Raw genomic sequence first — 19,809 nt, forward strand, 5'->3', positions numbered from 1 at the left:
CGTTGACCCGCCTCTCACGATCAGCCGATGGCGACGTTCGTCGTCTTGACGGGCTCGTCGTAGATCTCAGCGATCTGGTCGGCGAAGTCCGACACGATCACGTTGCGCTTGATCGACAGCTTCGGGGTCAGATGACCGCTCTCCTCGGTCCACTCGCTGTCGAGGATCGTGAACTTGCGGATCGACTCGGCGCGCGAGACATTGTTGTTCGCGATGTCGACGGCCCGCTGCACCTCGGCGCGGACGGCCTCATTCTTGGCGGCATCCGTCAACGGCATGTCCGCAGGCAGGCCGTTGTTGCCCAGCCACGTCGGAAGCATCTCCGGGTCGAGCGTGATCAGAGCCGAGATGAACGGCTTCTGATCTCCGAGGACGACGACCTGCCCGACGATCGGGTTCGCGCGGATCGGGTCCTCGAGCGCGGCGGGTGCGACGTTCTTGCCGCCGGCCGTGACGATGATCTCCTTCTTGCGGCCGGTGACCGTGAGGAACCCCTCGGAGTCGAAGCTGCCGATGTCGCCGGTGTGGAACCATCCGTCGTCGAATGCTTCGGCCGTCGCCTCGGGGTTGTTCCAATACTCCTTGAAGACGTTGATGCCCTTGACCTCGATCTCGCCGTCTTCGGCCAGACGCACGCCGACACCGGGAAGCGCGGGGCCGACGGTGCCGATCTTCGACTTGTCGGCGAGGTTCACCGTCGCGGGGGCCGTCGTCTCGGTGAGACCGTAGCCCTCGAGGATCACGACGCCGAGACTGTGGAAGAAGTGGCCGAGACGCGCACCGAGCGGTGCTGACCCCGAGACGGCGTACTGGATGTTGCCGCCCATCGCCTCGCGCAGCTTGTTGTAGACGAGCTTGTCGAACAGCGCGAACTTGATCTTGAGGCCGAACGGCACCTTCTTGCCCTCTTCGAGCAGACGCGAGTGCTCGATCGCCGCCGCAGCGGCGGCGCGGAAGATCTTGCCCTTTCCGCCGCCCTCGGCCTTCTGCTCGGCGGAGTTGTAGACCTTCTCGAACACACGAGGCACGGCAAGGAGGAAGGTCGGCTTGAACGATCCGAGCGCCGGCAGCAGCTGCTTCGTGTCAGGCTGATGGCCGGTGCGGACGCCCGCATGGATGTTAAGAATCGAGATGAAGCGTGCGAACACGTGCGCGGTCGTGATGAAGAGCACGGTCGATGCGCCCTTCGTCTGCACGACCTTGTCCAGCGACTTCGCGGAGTTGCGGCAGAGCTCGACGAAGTTGCTGTGCGTGAGCACGCAGCCCTTGGGCCGGCCGGTGGAGCCGGAGGTGTAGATCAGGGTCGAGATGTCGGAACCGACGGCGAGGTTGCGGCGACGCTCGATCTCGGCATCTTCGACGCCGGCGCCAGCCGCCGTCAAGGTGTCGATCGCGCCGAGGTGCAGTTGCCAGACCTCGCGGATAAGGGGCAGGTCGCCGCGGATCTCATCGACCTTGACGAAGTGCTCCGCTGACTCGACGATGAGGGCGATCGCACCGGAGTCCTCCATGATCCACTGAATCTGGGCCGGGGAGCTGGTCTCGTAGATCGGGACCATCAACGCGCCGGCATAGAACAGTGCGAAGTCGACCAGTGTCCACTCGTAGGTGGTGCGAGCCAGGAACCCGACCTTGTCGCCGGGCTGGATGCCGGCCGAGACGAAGCCCTTGGCGAGGGCGATCACGGCAGTCTGGAAGTCGGCTGCGGTGATGTCGCGCCAGCCTTCCCCTTCCGGAACGGAGAACAGGGCGAGGTTTGGCGTCGCCTCGACGCGCTTCACCAGAAGATCGGTGATGTTCGCTTCGGGATCGGCGGGAACGATCGCGGGAACTTCGAATTGGACCACGGCAACTCCTTCGGTACCGGTCGGGCACGGCTTCCCCTGAGTCTAGGGCACATGCTCGCGCTGACTCGGCGACATTTGGTATTCAGTAGCGTATCAATTGACACTGAGTCGCATCGACAAGAACAGGCTGTGAAAGGTCGTGGTGCTCGGCGGTCGGATGCCCGGCGATAGACTTCCTGACGATGTTCTACTGGCTGATGAAGTACGTGGTGGTCGGCCCCATCGTCAAGGCGGTCTTCCGGCCTTGGATCGTGGGGCGCGGCAACGTGCCGCGCAACGGTGCGGCGATCCTGGCGAGCAATCACCTGTCCGTGTCGGACTCGGTCTTCCTGCCGCTGCTGATCGACCGGCCGATGAGCTTCCTCGCCAAGAGCGACTACTTCACCGGGCGCGGTCTCAAGGGGTGGGCGACGAAGCACTTCATGAAGGCGACCGGGCAGATCCCCATCGATCGCTCCGGGGGGAAGGCATCCGAAGCATCCCTGAACACCGGCCTGCAGGTGCTCGGTCGGGGCGACCTGCTCGGCATCTATCCCGAGGGCACCCGCAGCCCCGACGGTCGGCTCTACCGTGGGCGCACCGGCATCGCCCGGATGGCACTCGAGGCGAAGGTGCCCGTGGTCCCGATCGTCATGGTCGACACCGACACCGCGATGCCGATCGGGCGCAGCGTGCCGCGCGTCGTGCGCGTCGGAATCGTCATCGGTGAGCCGCTCGACTTCTCGCGCTACGCGGGCATGGAGAACGATCGCTACATCCTGCGGTCGGTCACCGACGAGATCATGGTTGCCCTGCAGAGATTGGGCGAACAGCGATACGACGACGTGTACGCATCGTCGGTGAAAGATCGGATGCCGCGCGCCGTCTGACGGTCCGACGGGGCGCGTTGCCCCAGTAAGCTGGGGCAATGCCACAGCAGCACGACCTCGACACCTGGCGCGACCTCCCGATCAAGCAGCAGCCGACCTGGCCGGACTCCGAGCGGGTCGCCGACATCTCGCGGCAGATCGCGGCGCTTCCACCCCTGGTGTTCGCCGGTGAGGTTGATAACCTTCGCGACCGTCTGGCGCGCGCGGCATCCGGTGGGGCCTTCCTGCTTCAGGGCGGTGACTGCGCCGAGACGTTCGCCGGTGCGACCGCCGAGCAGATCCGCAATCGCATCAAGACCGTGCTGCAGATGGCCGTCGTCCTCACCTACGGTGCATCGATGCCGATCGTGAAGATGGGCCGGATGGCCGGGCAGTTCGCCAAGCCCCGCTCCAGCGACTCCGAGACACGCGGTGACGTGACGCTGCCCGCCTACCGCGGCGACATCGTCAACGGCTACGACTTCACCGAGGGCTCACGGCAGGCTGACCCCGGACGACTGCTGCAGGGCTACCACACCGCAGCATCCACGCTCAATCTCATCCGCGCGTTCACGCAGGGCGGTTTCGCGGACCTCCGCGAAGTGCACTCCTGGAACAAGGGATTCGCGCAGAACCCCGCCAATCAGCGGTACGAGCGCATGGCCGCCGAGATCGACCGTGCCATCAAGTTCATGGAGGCTGCCGGCGCCGACTTCGACGAGCTCAAGCGGGTGGAGTTCTTCACCGGTCACGAGGGTCTGCTGATGGACTATGAGCACCCGATGACCCGGATCGACTCGCGCACCGACACGCCGTACAACACCTCGGCGCACTTCCTCTGGGTCGGGGAGCGCACGCGCGACCTCGACGGCGCGCACATCGAGTACTTCTCGAAGATCCGCAACCCTATCGGCGTCAAGCTCGGGCCCACGACGACCCCCGAGACGGCGCTCGCGCTGATCGACAAGCTCGACCCGGAGCGCGAGCCGGGGCGTCTCACCTTCATCACCCGCATGGGCGCGGGCCAGATCCGCGATGCTCTGCCCCCGTTGCTGGAGGCCGTGCGCGACTCCGGTGCGACACCACTGTGGGTCACGGACCCGATGCACGGCAACGGCATCACCACGCCCACGGGCTACAAAACGCGCCGCTTCGACGACGTCGTCGACGAGGTGCGCGGCTTCTTCGAGGCGCACCGGGCCGTGGGCACGTTCCCCGGCGGCATCCACGTCGAACTCACCGGTGATGACGTCACGGAATGCCTGGGCGGCTCGGAGCACATCGATGAGGAGCGCCTCGCGACGCGCTACGAGAGCCTGTGCGACCCGCGGCTGAATCACATGCAGAGCCTCGAGCTCGCATTCCTCGTGGCCGAGGAGCTCGAGAAGCGCTGAGGTTCGAGGGGGCTGCGGCAGTTTCGACTCCGTCGCCTTCGGCTCCCTCGCTCAACCCGTTTCGTCTCGCTCCGCTCGCTCAACGACCCGCAAGACTGAACTCGTCCTCACGCCGGCGCTGACTGCGCGGGGCGTTGAGCGGAGGCGCGGAGCGCCGGAGACGAAACGGATTGAGCGAGCGCAGCGAGTCGAAATCGGACCGGCCGAGCGACTCCGCCCGGCGACTCACCCGCTGATCTGAATGGTGAGCTCGACCTCGGCACCGGATCGGAGCGGATCGCCGGAACCGGGGTTCTGTGCCGTCACCGTCGCCATGTCGCCGAAACCGGGCAGGTCGCCCCAGGCGGCGTACGTCGCAGCGAAGCCGCCCTCGCTCGAGGAGAGTGCTTCCTTGGCTTCCGTGAGAGTCATGCCGGTGACATCAGGCACCTCGAACAGTTGCGGCCCGAGCGAGACCACGAGCGTCATGGTGTCTCCGGGGCGCCAGTTGCCGCCGGAGTCCCGATCGGCGACGCGGATCACGCGACCCTCTTCGACGTCGTTGCTGTACTCTTCGACGGTCGTCGTCTGAATGTCCTTCTCTGCCAGGCCCGAGGAAGCTTCGGATGCGGACATCCCCGTAACATCCGGAAGGCCGCCGAGCGACACGATGAGGTCGACGGTGTCGGCCTCGAACGCCTCGCAGCCCTCGCCGCACGCGATCGGGTCGCCGCCCGCGCGCGGGGTGACGTCGGCGTTGATAACAATACCGTCGTCGGCGCCCGAGTAGAGCAGCAGGGGATCGTCGGAGACGGTGAGGCCGAGTTCGGTGAGATAGGCGCGCGCGTCGTCGGCGGTCTTGCCGTTGAGCGCCTCGATACTGCGCGATGCGGGGCCGCTCGAGACGAAGACCGTCACGTCGGCGCCGTCCTCGAGTCGCTCGCCCTCGGCTGGATCGGTGTGGATGGTGAGCCCGGGTTCGACGTCGACTGAACTCTCGTCCGCTTGCACGGGTACGAATCCGTCGGCCTCGAGGGCACCAGCGGCATCCTCATAGCTGAGTCCCGCGACCGACGGCACCGCGATCAGCGAGCCGGGCCCCGAGCCGAACCACCAGCCGACGCCGCCGGCGAGCACGGCGAGCAGCAGGACGAGCGTCATCAGGAACGCCCCGCGCGCACGTCGCTTCGAGGTCTTGCGGCGCAGGAGAGTGGCGTTATCGACCGGCTGAGGGGTGACGACCGGGCCGGTGGGATCGTCGACGACCATGGTCGCCGGCATGACCTTGGTCAGATCCCCGGAGTCGGCCTGCGCGCGCATCGGCATCGTCGTCGCGGCAGGGGTGGGGGAGATGTCGAGTTGGCGCTCCACCTCGCGGAGTCGATCGAGCATCTCCTGGGCATCGTCCGGTCGCTCATCCGGCGACTTCTCTGTCGACCACAGCACGAGCTCGTCGAGCTGCTCGGGAACGCCGGGGTTGCGAACGCTGGGACGCGGGACCGATTCTGTGGCGTGCTGGAACGCGATCTGCATCGGCTGCTCGCCCTTGTACGGCTGTTCGCCGACGAGCATCTCGTAGAGCATGATGCCGAGCGCGTAGATGTCGCTGCGGGCATCCGCGGTGCCGCGGGTGACGAGTTCCGGCGCCAGGTAGGCGATCGTCCCCAGGAGCTGCTGCCCGGTGGCGGTGTTCGCCGTCGTCGCGCGGGCCAGGCCGAAGTCGCCGATCTTGATGCGCCCGTCCTCGGCGAGGAGCACGTTCTCCGGCTTGACGTCGCGGTGCACGATTCCGGCTTTGTGCGCCGCGGAGAGGCCGGAGAGGATCGCATCCATGATCGAGATCGTCTGCGGGATCGAGAGCCGCTTCTGCTCCCGCAGCAGTTCGCGCAGCGTGATGCCGGGCAGATACTCCATTACCAGGTAGGCCAGCTCGCCGTCCTGCCCCTGGTCGAACACGTTGACCACATGCGGATCGGCGAGGCGTGCGGCCGCGCGGGCCTCCTGGATGAAGCGGCTCTGGAACACCGAGTCGTCGCTCAGGTGCCCGTGCATGACCTTCAACGCGATGCGCCGTTCGAGCCGGAGGTCGGTCGCGACATACACAGTGGCCATGCCACCACGCGCGATTCGAGCCCGCACGCGGTAGCGGCCGTCGACAAGCCGCCCGATGAGGGGGTCGGCCTGCTGATTGGTCGTCACGTACAGATTCTATGGAGAACAGGCTGTGAGCCCTGGGAACGCCTCACCCCTTTAGCCAGGCCGGATCAGCCGTAGAGGGCGAGCCATTCGTGGGCTGCAGCCTCCCATTTCGCGTATCGGTCGGGGTATGCCGAGATCTGAACCGCCTGTGCGGCGTCGGCGAACGACATGTTCTCCCAGCCAGCGATGTCGAGCAGCCCGCGGGTGCTCGTGCCGTCGGCGTTCGATGCGCCGTGGAAGAACGTGCGGATGCTGTACTCGCGGTTCATGATCTGATCGTGGGTGCCCCAGCCGGTGCTCGGACGCTGCTGGAACAGTCCCAGTGAGTCGCGATCACCCCAGTCGAGGTTGCGCAGCCAGGACTCGACCATCGAGGTTCCCAGGGCGATCACAATGCCACGGTCCGAGACGCCGAGCTCTCGGCCGACGCGGATGATGAGCGCCGCGTTCTCGGCCTGCGGACCGTTGAGAGCAGCCGAGGGGGCCGCAGCGGGCTCGGGTTTCGGCGACGCGGCCGGAGCCGGGTCTGCGGACGCAGCAGCAGATTCGATGGTGAGACTCTGCCCGGGGTAGATGATCGCGCCGCGCCCGAGCCCGTTCGCGGCGAGGATCGCATCGACGGTGGTGCCGTGCTTCTGCGCGATCGCGAAGACGGTATCTCCCGCGGCGACAGTGTGCGTCGTGGCCGCGGCGGCGGGTGCGGGGGCGGCAGCGGGCGCCGGGGCCGATCCTCCGGGGGCGGCGAGCTTGAGCGTCTGACCCGGATAGATGACAGACCGCCAGCCGAGTCCGTTCCAGTTCAGGACGTCGGCGGCCGGGAGTTCGAAACGAGCGGCGATCGTCGAGACGGTGTCGCCTGCCTGCACCGTGTAGGTCGCCGGCAGCTTCGTCGTCGGCATGACGCGCGCGGTGGGTGCCTCGCCTGTCGTGGCGCCGGATTTGGCGGGCGGTGGTGCGGTGTCGGTGGCGACGGCGGCATCGGCCGGTGCGGCGGCCAGCCCTCCGGCCAGCACGCCAGCGATGGCGGCGGGCGCCCCGATTGCGGCGTACCTCATGCGGTTCTGCGTTGCGGTGAGTCTCAAGGCATTCCCCCCCTTTTCAGACCTCTGCAACGCTGACACGGATGGATACGCCTGTCAACCAATGTGGCGTGTGTGACAGAAGTGAAAACGGGCGAGATGTGCGCCGTGATGCCGGAAGTGAGATAGTCGAGTCGTGTCTGAAGCAGCAGAAGCCCCCGCACTCGAATGGCTGACCACTCCCGACCTCGTCGAGGTCCTGGGTGAACCTCTCGGCCGGGTGCGCCGGCTCCTGGCGGAGCAGCATCTGGTCGGATCCACGCGGACCGGAGCGTTCGCCGTCCCGAGCGTGTTCATCGTCGACGGCCGCCCGCTGTCGTCGCTCCGCGGCACGATCATCGTTCTCGCGGATGCCGGTTTCTCCGATGACGAGATCATCGACTGGCTGCTCGCCGAAGAGGAGGAGCTGGGGCGCACGCCGATCGCCGCGCTTCTGGACGGACACAAGAGTGCCGTTCGCCGCGTGGCGCGCACGCTCGCCTGAGCGTCAGGCAGTACGCACGGTCGCGGCCCGCGCGAGGTCGCGCAAGTCGCCGACCGATGCGTTGTCGAGCCGCGCGCCGGAGAGGGCACGGTCGGCCTCGGTCGCGTACGCCCCGATCATCTCCTCGACCCGCTCCAGCGCACCGGATGCCGAGATGGTGGCCTGCAGGGCGGCGACCTGCTCGTCGTCGAGTTCCGGGTCGCCGATGAGATCGTCGAGCACGCGACGCGCTGAGCCGTCGAGCCGCTCGCGTGTCAGGGCGATCAGCACCGTGCGCTTGCCCTCGCGCAGATCATCACCGGCGGGTTTGCCGGTGATGGACTCGTCGCCGAAGACGCCCAGGATGTCGTCGCGCAGTTGGAACGCCATCCCGATCGGATGTCCGAAGGCGCGCAGAGCATTCTGCTGATCGGCATCCGCTCCGGCGAGTGCAGCGCCGAGGACGAGTGGCTGCTCGATGCTGTATCTGGCCGACTTCAGCGAGACGACCCTCAGTGCGCGCTCGGCATGCTCGTCGTCGGGGCTGACCCGCCATGCCGATTCCTCGGCGATGTCGAGGAACTGCCCGACCGTTACGTCTCGGCGCATGCGCGCGTAGGCGGCGCGGACGTCCGCGCCGTACCGGTGTACGGACAGCGCCTGCTCCAGCAGGTCATCGCTCCACGAGATCAACAGGTCGCCGAGGAGGATGGCCGCGGACCGCCCGAACGACTCGGCGTCACCGGCCCAGGAGTTCTCGCCGTGCCGACGCTGCAGAGCGCGGTGGGCCGCCGGCTTGCCCCGCCGGGTGTCGGAGTTGTCGATCAGGTCATCGTGCACGAGCGCTGCGGACTGGAAGATCTCTAGTGCTGCGCACAGATCCCAGACGTCTGGGGTCTCGACGGCATTCCGATCGGCGAATCGCGCCACTGCGCGCCAACCGACGTGGCAGAATCGGGCTCGCAGTCGCTTGCCGCCCCGCAGGGTCTCGGCGGCCGCGTCGAGGAAGAGAGCGGTATCGGGCCCGTAATCGGCGGCCTCCGCCGAGCGGTCCGAGACGAAGCGATTCAGGTGGTCGGTGACCGCCTGCTGGACTTGGGTGGAGAGGGGCACGATAATCAGCTTAGGTTCTCAGCGGAACCCTAGCCTCGGCCGGTTCCGCAGGCGTAAACTGGAAGACATTCAAACCCGAGGGGGGCGTCATGCCACTGTCTGAACAGGAGCAGCGTCTGCTCGACGAGATGGAACGCCATCTCCTGCACAACGACGCGGACATCGTCAGTGCGCCGTCCGGCGACCGCGCACTGAGCTATCGCAATCTCGTCTACGGCGCGGTTCTGCTGCTCGTCGGCATCGGCGCGCTCGTCGCGGGAGTCGCACTGGGCGGACAGCTCGGCGCGGTCGCGAGCATCATCATCGGCGTGATCGGTTTCGTCGCAATGCTCGGCGGCGTCATCCTCGCGGCCACCCCGGTGCGCCGGAACGGTCCGGCGCGCCCGGCCAAGAGCGGTCCTGCCAAGGCTCCTGAGAATCCGTCTTCGTTCATGGATCGTATGAACGATCGTTGGGATCGTCGCCAAGACGGTCGCTGACCTTTCCCACTTCACAGGCCCGGATGCATACAGCATCCGGGCCTTTCTGTGTTTCTGAGCACTTTCCCTCCACTGGCGCTCCACCGTCCTCCACCGACGCTCCACTCCGATATCCCGCGGAATAACGCGGGTGAGTTCCTGCTCGCCGAGATCTGTGGCATTCTTTTCGTGATCCTTCATATGAATGTGGAGGAAAGTGGAGTAAAGTGGGGCGCACCTCGAGTTGGCCGGACGAAGAGGGGGTGATGGCCGATGTTGCTGGGGACGCATTCACCGAAGCTCGACGACAAAGGCCGGGTCATCCTGCCCGCCAAGTTCCGCGAGGATCTCGGCGGCGGCATCGTCGTCACCCGTGGCCAGGAGCGGTGCCTCTACGTCTTCAGCACCGCAGAATTCGAGGCCATGCACGAGCGGATCCGGCAAGCACCGCTCACCAACAAGCAGGCCCGTGACTTCCTGCGCATGTTCCTCTCGGGGGCCAGCGCCGAGATGCCGGACAGCCAGAACCGCATCACGATCCCCAGTCACCTCCGCCAGTACGCGGGCCTCGAAAAGGAGCTCGTCGTCACCGGCGTCGGCGCGCACGCCGAGATCTGGGATGCCGCGGCCTGGAACGACTACCTCGCCGCCGGCGAGGACAACTACTCAGAACTGGAGCAGGAGGTGATTCCCGGACTCTTCTGACCTCGGCTGTGATGCCCCGCCGCTCCCGCCCCGACACACTTCCCCGGTGCCGGGTCGAGAAGCGGAGGGGGATCAGAGCCGAAGGTCACCGGAAACGATCATGAACCTCCGCGATATCCATACCCCCGTGCTCCTCGAGCGCTGCATCGAACTCATGGCCCCGGCCCTGCAGCACGACGGCGCCGTCGTCGTCGACGCAACTCTCGGCATGGGCGGGCACTCCGAGGCACTGCTCGAGCGTTTCGACAACATCCACCTCGTCGGCCTCGACCGCGACACCGACGCGCTCCGCATCGCCGGGGAGCGTCTGGAGCGCTTCGCCGACCGCATCACCCTCGTGCACACCGTCTACGACGAGATCGGCCGCTACGCGCAGGGCGCCTCCGCGATCCTCATGGACCTCGGCGTCTCGTCGCTCCAACTCGATGAGGCCGAGCGCGGGTTCGCGTACTCGAAGGACGCGCCGCTGGACATGCGCATGGACCAGACCAGCGGTGTCACCGCTGCCGAAGTCCTGGCCACGTACAGCGAAGGCAACCTGCGGCGCATCTTCGAGCGCTACGGCGAAGAGAAGCTCGCCGCTCGCTACGCCCGCTTCATCGTCCGAGCCCGCGATGCGAACCCGTTGATCCGCTCGCAGGATCTGGTCGACGTGTTGCAGGCTGCGACTCCGGCGGCGGCACAGCGCAGTGGTCACCCCGCCAAGCGGGTCTTCCAAGCGCTGCGCATCGAGGTCAACGCCGAGCTCACCGTGCTGGCCGAAGCCATTCCCGCCGCGATGGACGCACTTGCCGTCGGGGGGCGCATCATCGTGATGAGCTACCAGTCGCTCGAGGATCGCCTCGTCAAGCAGGCGTTCGCTGCGGCATCCGCATCCACTGCTCCGGCCGGGCTTCCGGTCGAACTGCCACAGCACGCGCCGCGTTTCCGCACCCTCACCAAAGGTGCCGAGTTCGCCGGCGACGACGAGAAGGCTCGCAACCCGCGCGCCATTCCGGTGCGTCTGCGTGCCGCCGAGCGATTGAGGGAGGCAGCATGAGCCGTGCCACCGCCGCAGCGATGCGGACCCAGACCCAGCCGGAGACGCCGACACGGACCAGCACCGAGCGGCGTCTGCGGACGGTGACGGCTCCGGCTCCTCGCCGCCGGCCGAAGCTCGTGTACGCGCTCGTCGCCCTCGGCGGCGCCGCCGCGATCGGCGCCGCGCAGATCGGTCTCTCACTGGCGATCACCAACGACTCCTTCGTGCTCGCTGATCTCACCTCGCAGCAGCGCGAGTTGAACCTGCAGACCAGCGCACTGCAGGACGACCTCGCAGGCATCTCCTCTCCGCAGCTGTTGGCGACCAAGGCAGCCGACCTCGGCATGGTCGTCGCCGGATCAGCCTCGTACCTGCGGCTGAGCGATGCGGCAGTGCTCGGCGCGAATACCGGGGCCGCCGGGGAGTCGACCGTCGACCCGACCGGCAGCGGCGCGGTGCACAACGCTCTGCTGAACGAAGACGCGCGGGAGGCGGCCGCTGAGAAGAAAGAGGCCGACCCCGCCGACAAGCCCGACCCCGATCTCCCGCCGCCCATCACCGACGGACTTCCGAGTCCGACGACCCGCTGACGCAGACACGGAGAAGCAGTATGACGACTCGAGCAACGCGCGGCCCTCGCCGCCGGACCGTCGTCGCCCTCGCGGTGATCCTCGCGGTCCTGTCCGCCTTCGTTGTCCGCCTCGTCGACATCCAGGTTGTCAGCGCGAACGAACACATCGACAACTCCCTGCACGTGGGCGAGCTCGGGTACACCGAGACGCTCTATGGCGACCGGGGCTCGATCGTCGACGAGAACGGCGAGACGCTCGCCTCGAGTGTGAAGGTCTACGACGCACAGCTGAGCCCGAGCCTGATCATGCAGCTCGAAAGCGATCCGGACAGGCCGCCGAAGCTGCCGTGGGACGAAGCCGCCGACAAGATCGCGGCCATCATCGGCCAGGATGCCGGTGAACTGCGGGCCGCCGTCGCCGATAACCTCGAGGAAGACCCGAGCTCGCAGTACTACCAGCTCGCCAAGGGGCTGAGCACAGAGGAATATCTCGAGCTGCGTGATCTGGGCCTGGTCTACATCGCCGCCAAGGCGCGCGAGACGCGGGTGTACCCGAACGGCGCCGTCGCCGGCAACGTCGTCGGCTACGTCGACAACGCCGGCGACGGCCAGGCGGGCATCGAGCGGATGGAGAGCGCGTGCCTGGCGCCGGAGAACGGCGAGCGCACGTATCTGCGCGGCAAAGACGGAATCGTCATCCCCGGCAGCGAGCGCACTGTGGATGCTGTCAGCGGCGGGTCCGTGCAGCTCACGATCAACGGCGATCTGCAGTGGTATATGCAGCAGATGATCGCCGAAGAGGCGCAGAAGCAGGGAGCCCAGGCCGGAACCGTCACCGTCGTCGAGGTCGAAACCGGCAAGATCCGTGCCGCTGCCGAGTGGCCTTCGCTCGACCCGAACGACCTCAATGCCTCCTCACCGGACGACTGGGGAACGCGCGTGTTCGGTACGACGTTCGAGCCGGGGTCGACGTTCAAGGCCGTCACAGCGGCGGCTGCGCTCGATTCGGGCGCCGTCGATATGAAGACGACGGTGTCCGCCGCCGGGAATGAGACGTTCCCCAACGGCGCCGTGATCAACGACGCGTTCCAGCACGAGGCGTATCAGTACACGCTCGCCGGCGCGCTCATCGACTCCTCGAACGTCGCCGTCTCGAAGTTCGGCACCATGGTCGACTCGCAGACCCGCTTCGAATACATGCAGAAGTTCGGCGTCGGCAGCGAGACCATCGGCTTTCCCCGCGAAGAGGGCGGCGTCGTCCACTCACCCGACAGTTGGGACTCCCAGTCGCTCTACACCACGACCTTCGGCCAGGCGTTCACGGTCACCGCGCCGCAGGTCGCGGCCGCGTACCAGGCGATCGCCAACGGCGGCGAGAAGATCGACCTGTCGCTCATCGAGTCCTGCACCGGTGACGACGGCACGGCCGTGACACCCGACGCGCCCGAGCGCGAGCAGATCGTGTCGGAGAAGACTGCCGCCCAGGTGAGCAGAATGCTCGAGAACGTCTCGGTGCAGGGCGGACTGAGCGAACAGATCAAGATCCCCGGCTACCGCGTCGCGACGAAGACCGGTACAGCGCAGAAGGCTGACGCCGGCGGGTACATCGCCGGGAAGTATTTCACCAGCATGGTCGGGTTCGCCCCGGTCGACGACCCGCAGTACGTCGTGGTCGTGACGCTCGACGAGCCGACTAAGGTTGTATCGTCCGCAGCCACAGCATCCGCTTTCCAGAAGGCGATGACCCAGGTCCTGAAGACCTACCGCGTCTCGCCGTCCACCGAACCGATGGACGAGCTGCTCCCGAAGTTCAACTAGCCGGCATCCCGCCGTGCATGGAGATGCCATGATCGCCCTGTCGCTCGCCGAGATCGCCGCCGTAACCGGCGGTGAGCTGCGTGTCGTCGGCACCGACACCGCCGACACAGTGGTGAGCGGCGTCGTCGACACCGATTCTCGGAACATGACCGCCGGCGGCATCTTCGTCGCCAAACCTGGCGCCGAGACCGACGGGCACCGATTCGTGAAGGCCGCCGTCGAGAACGGTGCCGTCCTCGCCCTCGTCGAGCACGTGGTCGACGACGCCGTCTCGCAGATAGTCGTGCCGGATGCCGTGGGCGCGCTGGCCGATCTTGCCAGAGCGGTCGTCGCGCGTGTTCGCGAGGCCGGAGAGCTGAAGATCGTCGGCATCACCGGCTCCAACGGCAAGACCACGACCAAGAATCTGCTCGCCCGCATCCTGCAGGACGCCGGCGAGACGGTCGCGCCGATCAACTCCTACAACAACGAGGTCGGCGCTCCGGTCACCATGCTGCGCGTCACCGAAAGCACGCGCTACCTCGTGAGTGAATTCGGCGCTGCCGGGCCCGGCAGCATCGCGCGTCTGGCCGGTCTGATCGAGCCGGACGTCGCCGTGGTCCTGATGGTGGGCATGGCGCACGCCGCTGGGTTCGGCGGCATCGAGGAGACCGCGAAGGCCAAGACCGAGCTGGTCACGGCATCCCGCGCCGGCGGCACCGCCGTCCTCAACGCCGACGACCCGCGCGTGTGGGCGATGACCGATGCGGCGGCGGCGCACGGCATGGCCGTCATCGGCTTCGGACAGAACCAGAGCGCCCAGGTGCGCGCGTCAGAGGTCCAGGTGGCGCCCGACGGCACCCGCGCGCTGATCACGGCTGGCGGCGAGACGCTGCCGCTGTGGTTGAAGGTGCTCGGCGCCCACCACATCACGAACGCGCTGGCCGCCATCGCTGCGGCCGGTGTCCTCGGCATCCCCGCAGCCGACGCGATCGCCCGCCTTGAGACGGTCGAGGTGGCCGAGCGGTGGCGGATGGAGCCGATGGGGAACGACCGCGTGCGCATTATCAATGATGCCTACAACGCCAGCCCCGACTCGATGGCCGCGGCCCTGCGCACGCTGGCGCAGATCACCGGTCCCGACGAGCGCACCGTCGCCGTCCTCGGCGCGATGAGCGAACTCGGCGAGAGTGCGGGGGAGGAGCACGATCGGATCGGGCTGCTCGCGGTACGACTGAACATCCGTCGCATCGTCGTGGTCGGACCGGCGGCGCGCCGTCTGTATCTCGCCGCCGTCGGCGAGGGCTCCTGGGACAGCGAGGCCGTGCACCTGCCCGATCAGGATGCCGCGTACGAGTACCTGCGCACGGAGCTGCGCGACGGCGACCGCGTGCTCGTGAAATCGTCCAATTCCGTCGGGCTCCGGCATCTCGGCGATCGTCTGGGAGAATTGTTCACGTGAGATCACTCCTCATGGCGGCGGCGATATCGCTCGCCTTCACTCTGTTCCTGACTCCCGTCTTCCTCCGGCTGTTCCGCCGGTGGGGCTGGGGGCAGGTCATCCGCACCCCCGAAGACATCGCGAATCCGAGTCACGAGGCCAAGCGCGGCACGCCGACCATGGGCGGCGTGATCTTCATCGTCGGCACGCTGGTCGGCTACTTAGTGGGCGTCTACGCCGGCGGCAGCGAACCGGCGCTCTCTGCCATCCTCGTGCTCTGGCTCATGGTCGGCTTCGGCGCCGTGGGGTTCATCGACGACTACATGAAGGTGAGATCTCAGCGCAGCCTCGGGTTGTCCGGGTGGCGGAAGGTCATCGGCCAGCTCGTGGTCATGGTGCCGTTCGGCGTCGTGGCGCTGAACTTCCCGAACCAGTTCGGTCAGACCCCCGCCAGCGGCTCGATCTCGCTGTTCCGCGACATCTCCTGGCTCGACCTGTTCAGCTTCGGCGTGATCATCGGCTGGATCCTCTACCTGATCTGGATCGCCGTGATCGGCATTGCGACCTCGAACAGCGTGAACCTCACCGACGGCCTCGACGGGCTCGCGTCCGGCGCGGGTGTCTTCGTCGTCAGCGCGTACAGTCTCATCGCGTTCTGGCAGTTCAAGCAGTCCTGTGCGGGAACGGGCGTCGCCCAGGACGCACTGGACGCCTGCTACGAGGTCCGCGATCCGTTCAACCTCGCGATCGTCGCCGCCTCGTTCGCAGCCGGGCTCGTCGGCTTCCTCTGGTGGAATGCTCCCAAGGCGAAGGTGTTCATGGGAGACGTGGGCTCGATGGCCATCGGCGGCGTGGTGACCGCCATGGCGATCCTCACCCGCACCGAACTGCTGCTGTTCGTCATCGCCGGCGTCTTCGTGCTGTCCTCGGGATCGGTCATCCTGCAGCGTTTCTACTTCAAGATCACGCGCGGCAAGCGCCTGTTCCTCATGAGCCCGTTCCACCACCACCTCGAGATGCGCGGGTGGCCAGAGGTGACGATCGTCGTGCGACTGTGGATCATCGCCGGCCTTCTCGCCGTCGCCGCCGTCGGCCTCTTCTACGTCGAGTGGCTCACCCTGGCATGACCTCTCGATTGGACTCCCTGACCAGTTGGCACGCCGATTGGAAGGGTCTGCGAGTCGCCGTCCTCGGCCTGTCGATGACCGGCTTCTCCGCGGCCGACACGCTGACCGAGCTCGGCGCCGAGGTCCTCGTGCTCAGCGCCTCCGCTTCGGAGGACTACGAACGGCTGGTCCCCGCCATCGGCGCCCGGCTCGTGCTCGACCCGCTCGATGAGGCCCCGCCGGAGCTCGTCGCGTTCGCTCCGGACGTCGTCATCGCATCGCCGGGTTTCTCGCCGTCGCATCCGCTGGTGCGGTGGACGCAGAGCGCCGGGATCGCGCTATGGGGCGACGTCGAGCTGGCCTGGCGCGTGCGCGACAAGGTCGTGCGCGCCGACGGCACCCCGGCCGATTGGGTGCTGATCACCGGTACCAACGGCAAGACCACCACGACCCAGCTCACCGCGACGCTGCTCGTCGAAGGCGGGCTGCGCGCCGCGCCGTGTGGAAATATCGGGGTCCCGGTGCTGGATGCCGTGCGCGACCCCGGCGGTTTCGACGTGCTCGTCGTCGAGCTGTCCAGCCACCAGCTCTGGTATCTCGGCCCGAGCGACCCCGCCGGTCAGCCGGTGCCGCATTCCGCCGTATGCCTGAATCTCGCCGCCGACCACCTCGTCTGGCACGGCAGCGCCGAGGCCTACCGCGCCGCCAAGGCGCTCGTGTACCGCAACACGCGCGTCGCCTGCGTCTACAACAAAGCCGACGAGGCGACTCGCGAGATGGTCGAAGATGCCGATGTGACCGAAGGTGCTCGTGCCGTCGGCTTCGACCTCGGCGTGCCCGGCCCCAGCGATCTCGGCGTGGTGGACGGCATCATCGCCGACCGTGCATTCCTGGATGACCGCCGCAACAGCGCCCTCGAACTGACCACCATCGCCGACCTCGAGCAGGCGGGGCTCGCCGCCCCGCACATCGTGCAGAACATCCTCGCCGCCGGCGCACTCGCCCGCGCGCTCGGAACCGAACCGGCGGCGATCCGGCGCGGGCTGGAGGGCTTCCGCCTCGATGAGCACCGCATCCAGGTCGTCGCGCGGCACGCGGGCGTCACTTGGGTCGATGACTCCAAGGCGACCAACCCGCACGCGGCCGCTTCATCGCTGCGCGCGTACCCCAGCGCGGTCTGGATCGTCGGCGGGGATCTGAAGGGCGTGGACCTGTCCGACCTGGTGGCCGATGCCGGCCGCACAGCGAGCGCGGCGCTGGTCATCGGTACCGAACGCGATGACGTCGTCGCGGCATTCGCGCGACACGCGCCCGACGTGCGGGTGTACGAGGTCGGCACTGGTGAGACTGAAGGGGTTATGACCCGCGTGGTGGAGATCGCCGCAGGGATCGTCACCGAAGGGGGCACCGTGCTGCTGGCCCCGGCGGCGGCATCCTTCGACCAGTTCACCGGTTACGCGGATCGTGGCCACCGCTTCGCCGAGGCGGTGCGCAGGTGGATCGACAGGGGGAGCGCCGATGACACAGGTGGCTCGCCCTCCGCGCTCTGAGCCCGGCGGAAGCCGCGGACTCGCCGCCCGCGTCTCGCTCGGGCGGATCTTCACACCGCCGTCGAGCGAGTTCGTACTCATCGCCTCGACCGCGCTGCTGCTGACGATCTTCGGGCTCGTGATGGTGCTCTCCGCGACCAGCGCCACGGCGTCGGGCCAGTTCGACACCGCGCTGAAGCAGGGCGTGTTCGCTCTCCTGGGCGTGCCGATGATGTTCCTCGTGAGCAGGATGTCGGTTGCGTTCCTCAAGCGGCTGGCCTGGCCCGCCCTGATCCTCGCCGTCGTCTTCCAGCTTCTGGTGTTCACCCCGCTCGGCGTCGAAGATGCCGGAAACCGCAACTGGATCGACCTCGGGTTCTCCTCGGTGCAGCCTTCGGAATTCATGAAGCTCGCCCTCGCGCTCTGGGTCGCCTACGTGCTGCTGCGCAAGCAGGCGCGTCTGGGTATCTGGCACCACGTGTTCATCCCGGTCATTCCGGTCGCCGTGCTGGCGATCGGCACGGTCATCGCCGGCAACGACCTCGGCACGGCGATGATCCTGGTGCTCGTCCTGCTCGGCTGCCTGTTCTTCTCCGGGGTGAAGCTGCGGCTGTTCATCCTGCCGATGATCGTGGGCACGGGCGCGGTGCTCGCCTACGCGTTCTCGAGCGAAGACCGCCTGCGGCGCATCACGGCGACCTGCAGCGATATGTCGCTCTACTACGGCGACTGCTACCAGTCGATCCACGGCATCTGGGGCATGGCCTCCGGAGGCATCTTCGGTCTCGGGCTGGGCAATTCGCAGGAGAAGTACGGCTGGCTCCCCGCCGCAGCGAACGACTTCATCTTCGCGATCGTCGGGGAGGAGCTCGGGCTCATCGGCTGCCTGGTCGTGCTCGCCCTGTTCACGTTCTTCGCGGTCGGCGCCTTCCACATCATCCGCAAGACCGACGACCCCTTCATCCGCGTCGCCGCCGGCGGGATCACCGTCTGGCTCATCGGCCAGGCGCTGATCAACGTCGGCGTCGTGATCGGGATCTTCCCGGTTCTGGGCGTGCCGTTGCCGTTCATGTCGCAGGGCGGCACGGCACTCCTCTCGGTGCTCCTCGCGTGCGGGGTGCTGCTGGCCTTCGCCCGAACGATTCCCCAGGCGGAGCGGGGTAAGGTCGCGAGGTGACCTCGTACCTTCTCGCCGGCGGCGGCACCGCCGGCCATGTCAACCCCCTGCTCGCCGTCGCCGACTCCCTGCGCGACCGCGATCCCGACGCCACCGTGCTCGTGCTCGGCACGCGGGAGGGCCTGGAGGCGCGACTGGTGCCCGAGCGCGGTTACGAACTCCTCATCGTCGACAAGGTGCCATTCCCCCGGCGTCTGAACGGTCAGGCCATCGGATTCCCCGGGCGCCTGGCACGGGCGGTATCGCAGGTCCGCACGCACATCCGCACGCACGCCGTCGATGTCGTGGTGGGCTTCGGCGGTTACGCCTCGGCGCCGGCGTACATGGCCGCGCGTCGCGAGAAAGTGCCCTACATCGTGCACGAAGCCAATGCGAAGCCGGGCCTGGCGAACAGACTCGGCGCCGCAGGGTCGGCCGGGAACGGCGTCGCGTTCGCCGGTACGCCGCTCAAGGGCAGTCAGGTCGTGGGCATGCCGCTGCGGCGCGAGATCGTCGATCTCGACCGCGCCGCGCGCCGCGCCGAGGCCGCGGAGTATTTCGGCCTGGATGCTGCGCGCCCGGTGCTGCTGGTCTTCGGCGGCTCGCTCGGCGCCCAGCGCCTCAACGAGGCGTTGGCGGATTCCTGGGGCGATGTGCTCGCGGCCGGCTGGCAGCTGCTGCATGTCACGGGGGAGCGCAGCGACCTCGCAGACCCCGAGGTGCCCGGATACGCGATGCGCCGCTACGTCGACCGCATGGACCTCGCGTTCTCGCTGGCCGACCTCATCGTCTCGCGCGCCGGGTCCGCGACGGTCAGCGAGATCAGCGCCCTCGGCATCCCCGCGGTGTACGTGCCGTACGCCGTCGGCAACGGCGAGCAGCGGCTGAATGCGGCATCCGCGGTGGGGGCAGGCGCCGCCATCCTGCTGGACGACGGCAGCTTCACCGGCGACACCGTGCGCGCTGAGGTCGTCCCGCTGCTGGGCGATCGCGAGCGGATCGCCACCATGGCAGCGGCGGCCGGACACGTCGGCACACGCACTGGCACGGAGAACGTCATCGCGATGATCGATCGTGCACTCGCCGCCGGCCGTTGAGCGCGA

General features: G+C 67.5%; 17 protein-coding genes. 13 read left to right on the forward strand and 4 right to left on the reverse strand.

The features are described from left to right. Positions 1–20 precede the first annotated feature (20 nt). Complete coding sequence (locus tag ACTICP_RS03060; RefSeq protein WP_441889377.1) at positions 21–1,847, reverse strand: AMP-dependent synthetase/ligase; 1,827 nt, start codon at positions 1,845–1,847, stop codon at positions 21–23. Between the two features lie 182 nt (positions 1,848–2,029). Between ACTICP_RS03060 and ACTICP_RS03065 the strand changes: the two genes are divergently transcribed. Together ACTICP_RS03065 and ACTICP_RS03070 are read left to right on the forward strand one after the other, a co-directional pair. Next, entirely contained in the window at positions 2,030–2,716 is a 687-nt protein-coding gene (locus ACTICP_RS03065; protein ID WP_441889379.1) for a lysophospholipid acyltransferase family protein, read from the forward strand. A 38-nt stretch (positions 2,717–2,754) separates the two neighbouring features. Further along, positions 2,755–4,089, forward strand: coding sequence for a class II 3-deoxy-7-phosphoheptulonate synthase (locus ACTICP_RS03070; protein ID WP_441889381.1), 1,335 nt, complete (start codon positions 2,755–2,757; stop codon positions 4,087–4,089). A 225-nt stretch (positions 4,090–4,314) separates the two neighbouring features. Here ACTICP_RS03070 and pknB read toward each other — a convergent pair whose 3' ends face one another. Both pknB and ACTICP_RS03080 read right to left on the reverse strand, forming a co-directional pair. Next, the gene (pknB, locus tag ACTICP_RS03075; RefSeq protein ID WP_441889383.1) at positions 4,315–6,267 is read right to left on the reverse strand and encodes a Stk1 family PASTA domain-containing Ser/Thr kinase; all 1,953 of its coding nucleotides are present in this window, start codon (positions 6,265–6,267) and stop codon (positions 4,315–4,317) included. Positions 6,268–6,332: 65 nt separating this feature from the next. Next, positions 6,333–7,322, reverse strand: a complete 990-nt coding sequence (locus ACTICP_RS03080) for a LysM peptidoglycan-binding domain-containing protein (protein WP_441889385.1) — start codon at positions 7,320–7,322, stop codon at positions 6,333–6,335. A gap of 160 nt (positions 7,323–7,482) precedes the next feature. Here ACTICP_RS03080 and ACTICP_RS03085 point away from each other — a divergent pair, with 160 nt between their 5' ends. Continuing rightward, positions 7,483–7,830 (forward strand): Rv2175c family DNA-binding protein, encoded by a 348-nt coding sequence (locus ACTICP_RS03085; protein WP_441889387.1) that lies wholly within the window; start codon positions 7,483–7,485, stop codon positions 7,828–7,830. Between the two features lie 3 nt (positions 7,831–7,833). Here the strand turns inward: ACTICP_RS03085 and ACTICP_RS03090 are convergent, their stop codons facing one another. Continuing rightward, positions 7,834–8,922, reverse strand: a complete 1,089-nt coding sequence (locus tag ACTICP_RS03090; protein WP_441889389.1) for a polyprenyl synthetase family protein — start codon at positions 8,920–8,922, stop codon at positions 7,834–7,836. Between the two features lie 89 nt (positions 8,923–9,011). Here ACTICP_RS03090 and ACTICP_RS03095 point away from each other — a divergent pair, with 89 nt between their 5' ends. The 10 genes from ACTICP_RS03095 (at position 9,012) to ACTICP_RS03140 (ending at position 19,803) form a co-directional block, all read left to right on the forward strand. After that, positions 9,012–9,401, forward strand: a complete 390-nt coding sequence (locus tag ACTICP_RS03095; RefSeq protein ID WP_441889391.1) for a DUF3040 domain-containing protein — start codon at positions 9,012–9,014, stop codon at positions 9,399–9,401. Between the two features lie 252 nt (positions 9,402–9,653). Next, a complete protein-coding gene (gene mraZ / locus ACTICP_RS03100; protein ID WP_441889393.1) occupies positions 9,654–10,085 on the forward strand; it encodes a division/cell wall cluster transcriptional repressor MraZ in 432 nt (143 codons plus the stop codon). A gap of 100 nt (positions 10,086–10,185) precedes the next feature. After that, complete coding sequence (rsmH, locus tag ACTICP_RS03105) at positions 10,186–11,124, forward strand: 16S rRNA (cytosine(1402)-N(4))-methyltransferase RsmH (protein ID WP_441889394.1); 939 nt, start codon at positions 10,186–10,188, stop codon at positions 11,122–11,124. After that, on the forward strand, positions 11,121–11,696 hold the full coding sequence (locus tag ACTICP_RS03110) for a hypothetical protein (protein WP_441889396.1): 576 nt from the start codon (positions 11,121–11,123) through the stop codon (positions 11,694–11,696). The genes rsmH and ACTICP_RS03110 overlap by 4 nt, the downstream gene beginning before the upstream one ends. 20 nt (positions 11,697–11,716) lie before the next feature. Beyond that, a complete protein-coding gene (locus ACTICP_RS03115; RefSeq protein ID WP_441889398.1) occupies positions 11,717–13,495 on the forward strand; it encodes a peptidoglycan D,D-transpeptidase FtsI family protein in 1,779 nt (592 codons plus the stop codon). A 28-nt stretch (positions 13,496–13,523) separates the two neighbouring features. Then, entirely contained in the window at positions 13,524–14,936 is a 1,413-nt protein-coding gene (locus ACTICP_RS03120; RefSeq protein WP_441889400.1) for a UDP-N-acetylmuramoyl-tripeptide--D-alanyl-D-alanine ligase, read from the forward strand. After that, a complete protein-coding gene (gene mraY, locus ACTICP_RS03125) occupies positions 14,933–16,042 on the forward strand; it encodes a phospho-N-acetylmuramoyl-pentapeptide-transferase (protein ID WP_441889402.1) in 1,110 nt (369 codons plus the stop codon). The genes ACTICP_RS03120 and mraY overlap by 4 nt, the downstream gene beginning before the upstream one ends. After that, on the forward strand, positions 16,039–17,571 hold the full coding sequence (gene murD, locus ACTICP_RS03130; protein ID WP_441889404.1) for a UDP-N-acetylmuramoyl-L-alanine--D-glutamate ligase: 1,533 nt from the start codon (positions 16,039–16,041) through the stop codon (positions 17,569–17,571). The genes mraY and murD overlap by 4 nt, the downstream gene beginning before the upstream one ends. Then, on the forward strand, positions 17,540–18,727 hold the full coding sequence (gene ftsW / locus ACTICP_RS03135) for a putative lipid II flippase FtsW (protein ID WP_441889406.1): 1,188 nt from the start codon (positions 17,540–17,542) through the stop codon (positions 18,725–18,727). Before murD ends, ftsW begins: the two co-directional genes overlap by 32 nt. Further along, entirely contained in the window at positions 18,724–19,803 is a 1,080-nt protein-coding gene (locus ACTICP_RS03140; RefSeq protein WP_441889408.1) for a UDP-N-acetylglucosamine--N-acetylmuramyl-(pentapeptide) pyrophosphoryl-undecaprenol N-acetylglucosamine transferase, read from the forward strand. The genes ftsW and ACTICP_RS03140 overlap by 4 nt, the downstream gene beginning before the upstream one ends. Positions 19,804–19,809: the final 6 nt, after the last annotated feature.

Source organism: Microbacterium sp., from assembly GCF_052102115.1.
Lineage (GTDB): Bacteria > Actinomycetota > Actinomycetes > Actinomycetales > Microbacteriaceae > Microbacterium.

What these genes read in the sequence shown, in the direction of transcription:
- ACTICP_RS03115 (WP_441889398.1), top strand. Translation starts at nt 11,717, where the DNA reads ATGACGACTCGAGCAACGCGCGGCCCTCGCCGCCGGACCGTCGTCGCC.
- murD (WP_441889404.1), top strand. Translation starts at nt 16,039, where the DNA reads ATGACCTCTCGATTGGACTCCCTGACCAGTTGGCACGCCGATTGGAAG.
- ACTICP_RS03095 (WP_441889391.1), top strand. Translation starts at nt 9,012, where the DNA reads ATGCCACTGTCTGAACAGGAGCAGCGTCTGCTCGACGAGATGGAACGC.
- mraZ (WP_441889393.1), top strand. Translation starts at nt 9,654, where the DNA reads ATGTTGCTGGGGACGCATTCACCGAAGCTCGACGACAAAGGCCGGGTC.
- ACTICP_RS03070 (WP_441889381.1), top strand. Translation starts at nt 2,755, where the DNA reads ATGCCACAGCAGCACGACCTCGACACCTGGCGCGACCTCCCGATCAAG.
- ftsW (WP_441889406.1), top strand. Translation starts at nt 17,540, where the DNA reads ATGACACAGGTGGCTCGCCCTCCGCGCTCTGAGCCCGGCGGAAGCCGC.
- ACTICP_RS03110 (WP_441889396.1), top strand. Translation starts at nt 11,121, where the DNA reads ATGAGCCGTGCCACCGCCGCAGCGATGCGGACCCAGACCCAGCCGGAG.
- ACTICP_RS03065 (WP_441889379.1), top strand. Translation starts at nt 2,030, where the DNA reads ATGTTCTACTGGCTGATGAAGTACGTGGTGGTCGGCCCCATCGTCAAG.
- ACTICP_RS03120 (WP_441889400.1), top strand. Translation starts at nt 13,524, where the DNA reads ATGATCGCCCTGTCGCTCGCCGAGATCGCCGCCGTAACCGGCGGTGAG.
- ACTICP_RS03080 (WP_441889385.1), bottom strand. Translation starts at nt 7,322, where the DNA reads ATGAGGTACGCCGCAATCGGGGCGCCCGCCGCCATCGCTGGCGTGCTG.
- rsmH (WP_441889394.1), top strand. Translation starts at nt 10,186, where the DNA reads ATGAACCTCCGCGATATCCATACCCCCGTGCTCCTCGAGCGCTGCATC.